This window comes from Bradyrhizobium niftali (assembly GCF_004571025.1).
Taxonomy (GTDB): Bacteria; Pseudomonadota; Alphaproteobacteria; order Rhizobiales; family Xanthobacteraceae; genus Bradyrhizobium; species Bradyrhizobium niftali.
Genome location: NZ_SPQT01000004.1, coordinates 268874 through 281523, shown reverse-complemented (window position 1 = coordinate 281523; position 12650 = coordinate 268874). Strand labels below are relative to the sequence as shown.

The 12650-nt window shown below is 61.2% G+C and carries 10 protein-coding genes and 1 tRNA gene; 8 read left to right on the top strand and 3 right to left on the bottom strand.

The window, feature by feature from the left end:
* Window positions 1–422: 422 nt before the first annotated feature.
* The 7 genes from E4K65_RS12120 to E4K65_RS12090 are packed head-to-tail and all read left to right on the top strand — an operon-like array spanning window position 423 to window position 7894.
* Window positions 423–743 carry a helix-turn-helix domain-containing protein gene (locus tag E4K65_RS12120; protein ID WP_167770741.1) on the top strand — a complete coding sequence of 107 codons (321 nt, stop codon included), beginning with the start codon at window positions 423–425 and terminating at the stop codon, window positions 741–743.
* Window positions 743–2758 (top strand): hydrogenase 4 subunit B, encoded by a 2016-nt coding sequence (hyfB, locus tag E4K65_RS12115; RefSeq protein WP_135174344.1) that lies wholly within the window; start codon window positions 743–745, stop codon window positions 2756–2758. The genes E4K65_RS12120 and hyfB overlap by 1 nt, the downstream gene beginning before the upstream one ends.
* Window positions 2749–3705, top strand: a complete 957-nt coding sequence (locus E4K65_RS12110; protein ID WP_135174343.1) for a respiratory chain complex I subunit 1 family protein — start codon at window positions 2749–2751, stop codon at window positions 3703–3705. The genes hyfB and E4K65_RS12110 overlap by 10 nt, the downstream gene beginning before the upstream one ends.
* Window positions 3706–3710: 5 nt before the next feature.
* Window positions 3711–4373: a hydrogenase-4 component E gene (locus tag E4K65_RS12105; protein WP_167770753.1), complete on the top strand. Its 663-nt coding sequence runs from the start codon at window positions 3711–3713 to the stop codon at window positions 4371–4373.
* The gene (locus E4K65_RS12100) at window positions 4370–5821 is read left to right on the top strand and encodes a hydrogenase 4 subunit F (protein ID WP_135174341.1); all 1452 of its coding nucleotides are present in this window, start codon (window positions 4370–4372) and stop codon (window positions 5819–5821) included. The genes E4K65_RS12105 and E4K65_RS12100 overlap by 4 nt, the downstream gene beginning before the upstream one ends.
* An 18-nt stretch (window positions 5822–5839) precedes the next feature.
* Window positions 5840–7351, top strand: a complete 1512-nt coding sequence (locus E4K65_RS12095; protein ID WP_135174340.1) for a hydrogenase large subunit — start codon at window positions 5840–5842, stop codon at window positions 7349–7351.
* Between the two features lie 9 nt (window positions 7352–7360).
* Window positions 7361–7894 carry an NADH-quinone oxidoreductase subunit B family protein gene (locus E4K65_RS12090; RefSeq protein ID WP_135174339.1) on the top strand — a complete coding sequence of 178 codons (534 nt, stop codon included), beginning with the start codon at window positions 7361–7363 and terminating at the stop codon, window positions 7892–7894.
* Window positions 7895–8146: 252 nt separating this feature from the next.
* Here the strand turns inward: E4K65_RS12090 and E4K65_RS12085 are convergent, their stop codons facing one another.
* Window positions 8147–8467 (bottom strand): helix-turn-helix domain-containing protein, encoded by a 321-nt coding sequence (locus tag E4K65_RS12085; RefSeq protein WP_135174338.1) that lies wholly within the window; start codon window positions 8465–8467, stop codon window positions 8147–8149.
* Window positions 8468–8741: 274 nt separating this feature from the next.
* On the opposite strand from E4K65_RS12085, the gene E4K65_RS12080 reads away from it, so the two are divergent.
* Window positions 8742–9476: a polyamine aminopropyltransferase gene (locus E4K65_RS12080; RefSeq protein WP_235885586.1), complete on the top strand. Its 735-nt coding sequence runs from the start codon at window positions 8742–8744 to the stop codon at window positions 9474–9476.
* A gap of 320 nt (window positions 9477–9796) precedes the next feature.
* On the opposite strand, the gene E4K65_RS12075 is transcribed toward E4K65_RS12080, so the two are convergent.
* Together E4K65_RS12075 and E4K65_RS12070 are read right to left on the bottom strand one after the other, a co-directional pair.
* A tRNA-Gly gene (locus E4K65_RS12075) sits at window positions 9797–9870 on the bottom strand.
* A 319-nt stretch (window positions 9871–10189) separates the two neighbouring features.
* Window positions 10190–12598, bottom strand: a complete 2409-nt coding sequence (locus tag E4K65_RS12070) for an ATP-binding protein (protein ID WP_135174336.1) — start codon at window positions 12596–12598, stop codon at window positions 10190–10192.
* Window positions 12599–12650 lie beyond the last annotated feature (52 nt).

Here is a 12650-nt window from a genome sequence, read left to right as displayed (position 1 = left end):
AATGGCGATTGCTCGCCGCGAGGTTGGTTCAAAGCGGGGACTCGCAACCACCAACACCGACATTCACTGATGATGGGCATTTGAAGCCTCATTGGTCCTCGTCCGGCGGCCTTCGAGAAAATTAGAGTATTTCCTGCTGACCTGAGCCAAGGCCGGCAATCAACGGCATGGTCTGAAGAAACGGCAGGCGCGCCTCCCGCCCCCCCCCCGATTCGAGACACGCCCGTTTGCTGCAAACGTCCTCGCTCAAGCTGCGCGGTGATCGTTGTGCCTGGCCCCCGCAAGCGCGTATTCCAGCACCCGAAATGGATCCCTTAGAATAGATATCCTAGATATCATTTATTGACAGAATTACCTCATTAGTTAGGATACAAAAATGATTTAATATTGGTCGGGAATCCCGAACGGTGAAGCAGATATCGATGATCACGGCAGCTCAATTGCGGGCTGCCAGGCTGCTTCTCGGCATCGATCAGCGCCGGCTTGCTGAACTCTCCGGACTCTCCGTACCAACAATCCAGCGAATGGAGGCGAGCGAAACGATAGTTCGAGGCAATGTCGGCTCGCTGGTCAAGTTGATCGCCGCATTCGACGCAGCCGGGATCGAGATGATCGATGAAGGCGCCGTCAGCAACTCTCAAGGACGCGGAGTGCGACTGAAGATGAATTCGGGTTCGGCAAAAACCTACCCGCACAATCAGACAGAACAAGAATCATCGAACGGAACGAGGGGCTCTGCCTGATGTCTTCCGTCGTTCTGCAAATATCATGCGTCGCGGGATTGTTGGGGATCGCCGTGCTCGCGATCATTCTCAGTCGCGCAAAGACCTCCACGACAATCATCTACTGCGCCACCACGGCAGTTTCCCTTGTCGCATTGTTCGGATCGATCCGCTTTCTGGTCGGCGAGGCCCCGAATCCCTCCGGCCTGGTCTTGCCGGTCGGACTACCGTGGCTTGGCGCCCATTTCCGCCTGGATGCGCTGGCGTCGTTTTTTCTCGTTGTGGTCAATCTGGGTGGGGCGTCAGCAAGCCTTTATGGTCTGGGCTATGGCCACCATGATCCAGCGCCGCATCGCGTGCTGCCTTTCTTTCCCGCCTTTCTGGCCGGCATGAATCTTGTGGTGCTGGCGGACGATGCGTTTTCCTATCTGCTCTGTTGGGAGTTTATGTCGCTGGCGTCATGGGCGCTGGTCATGGCGCATCACCGCGAGTCAGGCAATGCGAAGGCAGGTTACGTCTATCTGGTCATGGCGAGCTTCGGTACGCTGGCGTTACTATTGGCCTTCGGTCTGTTGGCAGGACCGACGGGAGACTACGGATTTGCGGCCATTCGCGCGGCCCGCCACACGCCTTACGTGGCCACCCTCGTATTGATCCTGATGTTGCTCGGAGCAGGCTCAAAGGCTGGCCTTGTGCCGTTGCACGTCTGGCTGCCGCTCGCACATCCCGCAGCGCCAAGTCACGTTTCGGCGCTGATGAGCGGCGTCATGACCAAGGTGGCGATCTACGGCTTCATTCGCGTCATATTCGATCTGCTGGGGCAGCCAATCTGGCCGGCGAGCGTCGTCGTGCTTTTCCTCGGCGGCATCACCGCCGTCATGGGGATTCTCTACGCCTTGATGGAGAAGGATCTGAAGCGTCTGCTGGCTTATAGCACGATTGAGAATATTGGCGTCATTTTTGCGAGCCTCGGCCTTGCCCTGGCCTTTCAGGCCAATGGGCAGAAGCTGGCGGCAGCACTGGCCTTCACCGCCGCGCTGTTCCACGTACTCAACCACTCCTTCTTCAAGAGCCTGCTGTTTTTTGGAGCCGGCGCCGTCCTGACTGCGACCGGCGAGCGGGACATGGACAAGCTCGGTGGTCTCATCCATCGCATGCCATTCACCAGCTTCGTCGTTCTCGTTGGCTGCGTCGCGATCTCCGCACTGCCGCCTTTCAACGGTTTCGTTTCGGAATGGTTGATGTTCCAGGCCGTGCTGCAAAGCCCGGAATTGCCGCAATGGGCACTGAAGATCATGGTGCCCGCGGTGGGCGCGCTATTGGCCCTGGCGGCTGCGTTGGCCGCGGCATGCTTCGTCAAGGCGTTCGGCGTGACATTTCTCGGGCGGCCGCGCAGTACGGCAGCAGAAACCGCCCACGAGGTCGATCGCTACTCGTTGTCAGCCATGATTATCCTTGCCGCACTTTGCCTGCTCGCCGGAATCCTGCCGGGGTTGGTGATCGATGCGCTTGCGCCGATCACGATCGATATCCTGGGTGGCCGCATGCCGATCCAGGCCAATGAACCCTGGCTTTCAATCGCACCGATTGCGGAGAGCCGCAGTTCATACAACGGATTGCTGGTGATGATATTCATCACGCTATCCGCTTCCCTTTCCGTCTTCGTGATCCATCGCTTCGCCTCGCACGCGGTACGGCGGGGGCCCGCCTGGGGTTGCGGCTTTTCCGATCCCACTCCTGCGGCCCAGTATTCGGCTGGAAGCTTCGCGCAGCCGATCCGCCGCGTTTTCGGCACACTCGTGTTCCGCGCCCGCGACCATGTCGATATGCCCGCACCCGGAGATGTCAGGCCGGCGCGGTTCAGGATCGAATTGCACGATCTGGTCTGGGAGGGAATTTATCTACCGATCGTGGGCGCGGTCGGCTTTTCTTCCGACCGGCTCAACCGCCTGCAATTCCTGACCATCCGGCGGTATCTCAGTCTCGTCTTCGCCACCCTCGTCACCCTGCTTCTGGTGCTTGCGATATGGTCGTGATCTCGGACATCATCGTGCTGGGTGTGCAGATGCTGCTGGTGCTGCTCCTTGCGCCGCTTCTGACCGGCTTCGTGCGCAAGATCAAGGCAAGGCTGGTGCGCCGCCAGGGTGCCTCGGTCTTTCAGCCCTATCGCGATCTGCTACGCCTGCTTCGCAAGGAGGTGGTGCTGGCCGAGAACACCTCGTGGCTGTTCCGCGTGACACCCTATGTGACCTTTGCCGCGATCTGGGTTGCCGCCGCTTTGGTGCCGACCTTTGCGACAGGCCTGTTGTTCAACTGGACGGCCGACCTGATCGCCATCGTTGCGCTGCTCGGAAGCGCGCGCTTCTTTCTGGCGCTTGCCGGAATGGACGTCGGCACCAGCTTTGGCGGCATCGGCTCCAGCCGCGAAGTGATGATCGCAGCCCTCGCCGAGCCCGCGATGCTGCTGGTTTTCTTCTGCATTGCGCTGGTTGCAGGCTCGACCCAACTTTCGACCGTCGCCAATTTCATGGGCTCGTCCTACGTCGGACTGCGGGTCTCACTGGGAATGGCGGTCATCGCACTCATCATGGTGGCGCTGGCCGAAAACGCGCGCATCCCGGTCGACAATCCCACCACTCACCTGGAGCTCACCATGGTGCATGAGGCAATGGTGCTCGAATATTCGGGCCGCCATCTCGCCATGATCGAATTCGGCGCGTTTCTCAAACTCTTGCTCTACATCTCGCTAATCGCTTGCGTGTTCTTGCCCTGGAAGATCGCCCTGTTCGGCACTGGCCCGTTGGCCTACGCCGTCGGCGCCGGTGCCTACGTCGTCAAACTGGCGGCCGCCGGCTTTTTCCTTGCGCTGTTCGAGACCGCCACCGCCAAAATGAGGGTCTTCCGCATTCCGCAATTTCTTGGAGCCGCGCTCATGCTGGGCTTGCTCGGTACGCTCCTTCTATTCGTGTCGAGGAGTTTCTGATGCAGATGCACAGCCTCGCCTTCGACATCTCGCATACGCTTGCCGGCGGCCTCGTCCTGATCAGCTTCATGATGCTGTACCAGGACAGACTTTATTCGCTGCTCAACGTTTTTGCACTCCACGCCGTGGTACTCGCACTCTCCGTCGCCTGGCAGGCCTACATCCAGGACGCGCCTCATCTCTACATCACGGCGGTCATCGCCCTTGTCTTCAAGGCAATCGTCATTCCGGTGGCATTGCATCGTATCGTCAAGCAGCTCGGCATTCATCGCGACATCGAGTCAGCCGTGAGCATCGGCCTGACCATGCTGGCCGGGATGGCATTGGTCGCCCTCTCCATGGTCCTGATGCTGCGGGTGACCGCCGATGCCGATCCATTGGCCCGCGAAGATCTCGCCTTCGCATTGTCGGTCGTGCTTCTCGGACTACTGGTCATGGTGACGCGGCGCAATGCCGTCAGTCAGGTCGTTGGATTCATGTCGCTCGAGAACGGACTGGTGCTGGCGGCGACCGGCGCCAAAGGGATGCCGCTGGTCGTCGAAATCAGCGTCGCCTTCTCGATCCTGATCGCTTTCATCGTCATCGGCATCTTCCTATTCCGGATCCGCGAGCGCTTCGATTCCGTTGATGTCTCCGCCCTCGACGATTACCGGGGCGAGCGCAGATGACCATGGCTTCCTTAGATCCCGTGGCGGCGGTCCTGCTGATCCCGATCGTTTCGGCGGCGCTGCTTGCCGTGCTGCCCGGCTACCGACTGACAGCGCGGTTGAACGTAGTCGCCAGCTTGTTGACTTTCGTTTCGGCGCTCTCGCTGTTCGTTATCGAACGGCCCCAGCCAGGGCCGTACGTGCTGGTCGACGATCTCAATATCGTCTTCATCGTGCTCAACACTTTCGTAGGCTTCACGACCAGCATCTTCAGCGCGAGCTACATCGCCCACGAACTCGAAACCGGCCGGTTAACACCGGTGTACCTGCGCTTCTACCACGCCATGTACCAGACCATGATGTTCGGCATGAATCTGGCTTTCGTGTCGAACAATATCGGCCTGATGTGGGTCGCGGTGGAAATCGCGACGCTCACCACGGTGCTGATGGTCGGGATCTATCGCACGCACGCTGCCCTGGAAGCGGCGTGGAAGTATTTCATCCTCGGCAGCGTCGGAATTGCGTTCGCCCTGTTTGGCACGATTCTCGTCTACATGGCGGCGCGTCCGATCGTCGGCGAGGGCCAGGATGGCATGATATGGACGCTGTTGATCCAGCATGCAGCGGCCTTCGATCCAGCCCTTCTCAATGTCGCTTTCATTTTCCTGTTTCTCGGCTACGGAACCAAGGTCGGCCTCGCGCCGCTGCACGCGTGGTTGCCGGACGCCCACGCCGAAGGTCCAACCCCGATATCGGCCGTGCTGTCGGGCCTGCTCCTGAACGTCGCGCTTTATGCGCTGCTGCGCTTCAAGATATTGCTTGCCGCCAATCCGGACGCGATCGCTCCGGGCCCGTTGATGGTGACAATGGGCCTCGTCTCGTTGATCTTCGCAGCATTCATGCTGTACCGCCGGCGGGACATCAAACGACTGTTCGCCTACTCCTCGATCGAGCACATGGGCATCATCGTCTTTGCGTTCGGAATGGGCGGCCCGCTTGCCAATTTTGCCGGGCTGTTGCACATGGTAATGCACAGCCTGACCAAGTCGGCGATCTTCTACGCCGTTGGCCATATCTCGCAGATCAAGGGCACGCAGAGGATTAACCGGATCCGGGGCTTGACGGTGACCCATCCGGCGCTTGGCTGGGGTTTCGTGGTGGGCGTCGTCGCAATCGCCGGATTGCCGCCGCTCGGCATCTTCATGAGCGAATTCCTCATCGTGAGTTCGACCTTCGCACGGCAGCCACTGCTCGCGATCGCGCTGGTGTTCGGGCTTCTACTTGCCTTTGGCGCGTTGACGTTGCGTCTGACGAGCGTCGCATTTGGCGAACCTCGCGGCAGCACCGCGTCTGCGGAAGCCTCCTACGTGCCGATGCTTGCGCATATCGCATTAGTTCTGTGTGCAGGAATCTATCTTCCCACACCGCTCGTCGTCTGGTTCCAGCACGTGGCTCGTCTTCTTGGATAATTGAGGGATGAACGGGATATGCCGTCGCTGATCGATCTGGTGCTGGAAGGCCGCACGAGCCGGCAGCACATGCCTTGGCCACGCACCGTGGTCGATGCTTCCGTTTGGGCGTTTGCCGCCAACGAGCTGGCACAGGGGCGCTGGAGCCTGCTCGGCCTCTGGGGTGAGCCTTCGACGGCACACATGGCGATCATCGACCGCGACACAACGGAAATCGCTGTCGTCAGCATCGATTGCCCCAATCGCGCTTATCCCTCGGTCAGCAAGCACCACCCGCCGGCGCTTCGTTTGGAACGTACCGTCAACGACTTGTTCGGCTTATCCGCAGAAGGCTTGCCCGACCCCCGGCGCTGGCTCGATCACAACCATTGGGGCATACGGTTCCCGCTTGGAGATCGCATCGACGCGTTATCGATCGCGGCGCCCTACCGTTTCCTGCCGGTGGAAGGCGATGGCGTGCATCAGATTGCAGTCGGGCCCGTGCATGCAGGCATCATTGAGCCCGGACATTTCCGCTTTTCCGCCAGCGGGGAAACCGTGGTCCGGCTGGAACAGCGGCTGGGATATACCCACAAGGGGATAGAGGGGCTCATGCGAGGCGCATCGATCGAGCGCGCCGCTCAATTGGCCGGACGCGTATCGGGCGACAGCACCGTCGCCTATGCCTACGCCTTTTCGAGGGCCGTCGAGGCAGCGCTGCAGCTTGTCGTGCCGAGTCGCGCGGTCTGGTTGCGGGCGCTGCTTGCGGAACTCGAACGGCTCGCCAACCATCTCGGCGACATCGGCGCGATCTGCAATGACGCGTCCTTCGGCTTGATGCAGGCCCACTGCAACGTGTTGCGCGAGGACCTTCTGCGCGCTGCGAACAGCGCCTTTGGTCACCGCCTGATGCGAGACGTCATCATTCCCGGCGGATTGGCTCGCGATCTCGACGCCAAGGGGCAATCAGCCATCCGTGCGGCGCTCGCCAATGTCCAAGCTCGCTTTCCCGAATTGATCGAACTCTACGACAACACCGCGTCGCTTCAGGATCGGACCGTCGGTACCGGCACCGTCGCTGCTGCGATGGCAAGACAGTACGGTGCGGGAGGATATGTCGGGCGCGCGTCCGGGCGCGTGTTCGACGCCCGGCGGGCTCCGGGCTATCCGCCCTATGACGATCTGCGCTTCGAGGTACCGGTGCTCGAGGAGGGTGACGTGAACGCCCGCGTCTGGATTCGGATTCGGGAAGTCGAGCAGAGTCTTTCCCTGGCCAACCAGATTCTGGACCGCCTTCCCGACGGCCCGCTACGCGTGCCAGTCAGTGCCGAAGCGGGACCGCGCGAGGGCATGGCGTTGGTCGAAGGTTTCAGGGGCGACATCATGGTCTGGCTCCGGCTCGACGGCGGCCAGGTCGATCGCTGCCATCTTCGCGATCCATCATGGTTTCAGTGGCCGCTGCTCGAAGCCGCCATTGAAAACAACATCGTCGCCGACTTCCCCCTCTGCAACAAATCGTTCAATTGTTCCTATTCCGGGCAGGATCTGTAGGGGAAGACGATGCGCAAACTTCTCTTTCAGAGTTTTTTCCAGAGGCCGCTCACGGAGCAGGCTCCAGCCCTCGACCAGACAGCTGTCGAGGAACTCGCGGCTGCGATTCAGCGCGCCACACGGCGGCGCCTCGGCCGGAGCCTCTCGATCCGCGAAATAGATGCCGGGTCGTGCAATGGTTGCGAGTTGGAGATCCATGCGCTGAACAATGCCTATTACGACGTCGAACGTTTTGGTATTCGCTTCGTCGCCTCGCCACGCCACGCCGACGTTCTTTTGGTCACGGGGCCCGTGACCAAAAACATGCGCGATGCACTGGAGCGAACCTACCATGCGACCCCCGACCCGAAATGGGTCATTGCCCTCGGCGACTGCGCACGAGATGGCGGGTGTTTTGCCGGCAGCTACGCGGTGGTCGGAGGGGTCTCGCAAATCGTTCCCGTCGATCTTCATATTCCGGGCTGCCCGCCACCGCCCGTTGCGATCTTGCAGGGACTTCTTTCCCTGCTCGATCGAGCGGCAAGAAGCGCCACTTCCACTTGAGGCTCGGGAGACGATTTCGGCTATTTCACGCCGGCTTGATCGCGGGGCGGGTTCACGCCGCAATGGTCCTTATGATAACGCCGTTGGCGATCTTTTTTGCACAATATCTGGATAATGATTCCAGCGTATCCAGGCGCGACCCGGTGGTCTCATTCATCGAGTTGCTGCCATTGATCCACGTGGAGTTCGCTGCAGGGGTGGCCCTGACAAAGCACTTCGATCTGAAAATCCGTTGTTAGAGAACCACGCCATTCATCGAGTCCGCTCCAAAGTCCGCGGTAGCGAGGGCTTGGACTGCTTCATGTTCTTCACCTTCGGCTTCGTAAGGTGTTCCCTGAGGCGAACGCCGCGGCCGCCGGCTGAACTCGTAACACCCGGATTGATCAATTCGATCCCCGCATTCTCCAGCGCAGAAACCAGCTTCATCAGAGAATCGACGTTCCCGCGAATAACGCCGTCGCTCGCCTCCATGCGCTGGATGGTAGGGACCGAAAGATCTGCAAGATCGGCAGTTTGCCGCTGATCTATGTTCAGGAGCGCACGAGCTGCCCTGAGTTGGTTGGCCGTAATCATGAAATGGCCGTTTCCCGTGAGATTTCTATTCAGTATATCTAGACTATCCGAATTATTGTTTCAAGCATCAGTTTCGATGCATAATAGATCACATGAAAATCCAATTCGTTGGATCGAACTGAGGCGCCCGAAGCGAAGCCCCTATACCCGGTTTTCTCGCAAGATACGGAAGCATTATGCGCCGTTCCCGAAACGGTTGGCGCATTGCAAATCACATGATAACAGATGTTTGGTGCATGTGTTATGATGTTCGAATTTAATATGGTTGTCGGCCGTGAAATTGCTGGGGCGTTATCAAGGGCGGAACGGGCAGATCGAAATCGTTGAGTATTCCTGGGACGGAACCCGCGTGTACTTCGAAGAAGGCGTGCGGCAAAGTCAGGCAACGCCCGATGGCGAAAGCGTATTCACCTACGTCAAGCTCATGGACGAACTACTGTCCCGCTCCGAACAAATTCTCGTTCTGGGCTGCGGCGGCGGAAATCTTGCGACAAGACTGTCGCGTCTTGGGAAGAGGTTGACCATTGTCGACAACAACCCGATCAGCTTCGTACTTGCACACAAGTTCTTCGAGCTGCCGGACGAATTGCCCTGCATCGTCTCCGACTTTCGGAAATTCGTGTTCGATGATCGCACGTACTACGACGGCATTGCTGTCGACGTCGGAGGACCGGGATTTCGGTTCACGGATGAGTTCGATGCCGCGACATGCGACGCAATCCGCTCGCGCTTGGCACCGGGCGGCCGGATAGTGATGAACGTGACGGTGTCCAACGACATTGATCCGACACCTGACCGGATCGCCGCTCGGCTAGCCGGTGAGGAACTGCGGACGTGGATCGTTGATGAGCAAGGCATCGAGGATCGGAATGCAGTCATCGCCTGCATGCCCGAAAAAACATTGGGTTCGCCGGCAGCGCTCGATCGTATCATGCGCCATAGCCATGAACGCTGGGCTATTCGCCGAGGACGATTGCGGAGCCGCGATCTCCCCTTTGGATCGCGCTAATCTCGTCATATCCGACAGACCGACGCGACACGGTAGCCGCTCGCTTCATCTTAGCAAATCTTCCCAAGCCCTGTGTTCGACCCGTCCTATTTTGCGCCATCGTCGCCGATTTCGACACGCGCGTTCAGTACCTCTTCTCCAAACCAAGATATTCGGCTTTTGAAGAGCTCGCACCTCGGTCAGTCCAGAGCAGTGCGGGGAATACGACAGCGTATCAAGCGACACGCGAAACAGTCGATCGGAGAACGAGCAGCAGAACGTGCGAAGCAGCCCATTTGTCAGAATGAAATCAGACCCTCTCGGTAAGTCTTTGAAAAGGCTGGAGCGGGTGAAGGGAATCGAACCCTCGTATTCAGCTTGGAAGGCTGCTGCTCTACCATTGAGCTACACCCGCATCTCGCGATCACCTAACACGGCCGAGCGGCGGTCTCAACTGCCCCGGATCGGTCTTTCCCGCCTCGCGAGCGGACTTGTTCCCGGCCTCCGACCCCCGCCCCTTAACGGCGAGGGGATTTCGCCCTATATTGAGTCTCCCGAAACCAACGAAAGGAGGTGATCCAGTGTCTTATCTCAAGCGCTGTCACCTCGCTGGGATCGCCCGCTAAGCTCTGAACAAGGCTTGGCATCGGGGCGCTCTCAGCCCTGGACCAGCGAGCACGAAATCGGGCGCGACGGGGCCTCCCCGCCGCGCCTTTTTCGTGGGCGAGTGCCGCTCACGCGGCCGACTCGCCCGCGAGCACCTCGCGAATCTTCTGCGACAGCTCCGACTTCCGGTATGGCTTCTGAAGCAGCGCCACGCCGGGATCGAGATGCCCTTCGTGGACGATGGTGTCGTCGGTATAGCCGGAGGTGTAGAGCACCCTCATCCCCGGCCGGCGGAGCCGGACGGCTTCGGCCAGCTCCCGCCCGTTCATGCCGCCGGGCATGATGATATCCGTGAACATCAGATCGAAACTGGCGCCCTGGTCGACCAGCGCGAGGGCGGCTGCGCCGTCGCCGGCCACGAGCGTGCGATAGCCGAGGCCGCCGAGCTGGGCGATGACATAGCCCTGCACCAGCGGATCGTCCTCGACCACGAGGATCGTCTCGTGCCCTCGCGCCGCCGCCGGCGCCTGAGCCGGTGCCGTCCTGGTTGCCGCCTCGCCCTCCGATCGCGGCAGGAACAGCCGCATCACCGTGCCTTGTCCCTCCTCGCTCTCGATCGCGACGGTGCCGCCGGTCTGGCGGGCAAAGCCGTAGACCATGCTCAGCCCGAGCCCGGTGCCGCGGCCGACCCCCTTGGTGGTGAAGAACGGCTCGAAGACGCGCTCGCGGATGTCGGCCGGAATGCCGTGACCGGTATCGGCCACCGCAATCATCACGAAGGCGCCGCGCACGACGTCGCCGTCGCCGGTGCTACGCACGCCGTCAAGCTCCCGGTTCGCGGTCTCGAGCGTGAGCCTGCCGCCGTCCGGCATCGCGTCACGCGCATTGACGGCGAGATTGACGATCGCGGAGGAGAGCTGCGACGGATCCGCCATCGCGGACCAGGCGTCGTCCGCGAGCCTGGTCACGATCTCGATGTGCTCGCCCAGGATCGGCTTCAGCAGCTTCGCCGTCTCGATCACGAGGGCGTTGACGTCGATCTCGCGCGGCTCCAGCGGCTGGCGGCGCGCGAAGGTCAGCAGCTGCGAGGTGATCTCGGCGCCCCGCGCGGCCGCATCGTCGATCAGCTGCGCGATCGCGGCGAACTGGGGCCGGTCCGCAAGCCCTTCCTGGATGATCTCGATGGTGCCGGTGATGACGGTGAGCACGTTGTTGAAGTCGTGCGCGACGCCGCCGGTGAGCTGGCCGATCGCGTCCATCTTCTGGGATTGGCGAAGCCGCTCCTCGGTCTCGTGCTGCTCAGTGAGATCGGTGGCGGAGCCGCGATAACCCATGAAGCGTCCGTCGGCCGCGAAGACCGGCTGGCCGTTGACGCTGAAATGGCGCACGCGTCCGGTCATATCGCGGCCGCGATACTCGAACTTCCGGAACGGCTCGTGGCGGTCCAGCACCGCCAAGTGCGCGCGCCATTTCTCCGGCTCGGCGTCGTGGTCGAACGCGGCATCGGTGCGGCGCTTGCCGATCAGCGCCTTGTGGTCCATGCCGAAGGCCCCGGCCCGCTCGGATATGTAGGTGAACCGATGATCCGGCCCGGTCTCCCAGAACCAGTCGGACGCGGTCTCGGCATAGTCGCGGAAGCGCTGCTCGCTCGCGCGCGCGTCGTCTTCGGTGCGCTGGCGGATCTTCAGGTCGCGCTCGAGATTCGCATTGGCCTCGCGCAACTCACCATAGGCCCGCTCGAGATTGGCGCACATGGCGTTGAAGGCGTCGATCACCTTGTCCAGTTCGTCCGCATCGTAGGGCGGCCGGCGCTCCAGGTGCAAAGGCGGCGGCGGCCGCGCCAGGCTGTACTTGCTGACGAAGTCGGCGATGGCGACCAGGTGCCGCGTCACCAGGAGATGGAACATGTAGATGATGAACAGCGAGACGACGAACGTCTTCGCCGCCTGGCTTGCCAGGATGACCAGGGCCCGGTTCAGCAATTGCCGATAGACCTCGCTCAGCGTCGCCTCGACATGGAGCACGCCGATCGTGCGCGCGGCCCCCTGCGCGGAGTAGTTCAGCGGGTAGTCGCGCGTCACGATCGAACGGGTGTTCGGCTCGCCGACCGCGACACGGATCGGATTGGGACGATCGGCGATCTCGCGCACCTCGGCGGCGCGGATGTCGGGCAGCCGCAGGATGCCGTCGAGCTGGAGCTTGATCTGGTTCTGGTCGAGATTCCACAGGCTCTCGCCGAGGCTGCCGGTGGTGCTGCGGCCGATCTCGTCGAGCCGCGTCGCGATGACGCCGACTTCGCGGTCGTAGTCGAGATAGAGCTGAAGCGCGGTCAGCATCAGCGTCACGATCGAGGAGAACAGCAGCACGGCGGCCAGGAGGCGCGGCCCGACGCCGCTGCGCGACCAGTTGAAGATCCGCGACAGCAACGCTCCGATCGCCGGCGCAAGCGCAGCGCCGATCCCGCTCAAATCCTGCTTCGCGGCCGCCGGGGCGACGGCGCGGCTGAGCTTGGAGTCCTCGTCGCCTGCGTTGCCCATGCACCACGTCCCCGGAATGGCGGCATCCTGCTCCGGCCGGCCGGCCGGTCGT

What these genes read in the sequence shown, in the direction of transcription:
- hyfB (WP_135174344.1), top strand. Translation starts at nt 743, where the DNA reads ATGTCTTCCGTCGTTCTGCAAATATCATGCGTCGCGGGATTGTTGGGG.
- E4K65_RS12090 (WP_135174339.1), top strand. Translation starts at nt 7,361, where the DNA reads ATGCGCAAACTTCTCTTTCAGAGTTTTTTCCAGAGGCCGCTCACGGAG.
- E4K65_RS12070 (WP_135174336.1), bottom strand. Translation starts at nt 12,598, where the DNA reads ATGGGCAACGCAGGCGACGAGGACTCCAAGCTCAGCCGCGCCGTCGCC.
- E4K65_RS12105 (WP_167770753.1), top strand. Translation starts at nt 3,711, where the DNA reads ATGCACAGCCTCGCCTTCGACATCTCGCATACGCTTGCCGGCGGCCTC.
- E4K65_RS12095 (WP_135174340.1), top strand. Translation starts at nt 5,840, where the DNA reads ATGCCGTCGCTGATCGATCTGGTGCTGGAAGGCCGCACGAGCCGGCAG.
- E4K65_RS12100 (WP_135174341.1), top strand. Translation starts at nt 4,370, where the DNA reads ATGACCATGGCTTCCTTAGATCCCGTGGCGGCGGTCCTGCTGATCCCG.
- E4K65_RS12120 (WP_167770741.1), top strand. Translation starts at nt 423, where the DNA reads ATGATCACGGCAGCTCAATTGCGGGCTGCCAGGCTGCTTCTCGGCATC.
- E4K65_RS12085 (WP_135174338.1), bottom strand. Translation starts at nt 8,467, where the DNA reads ATGATTACGGCCAACCAACTCAGGGCAGCTCGTGCGCTCCTGAACATA.
- E4K65_RS12110 (WP_135174343.1), top strand. Translation starts at nt 2,749, where the DNA reads ATGGTCGTGATCTCGGACATCATCGTGCTGGGTGTGCAGATGCTGCTG.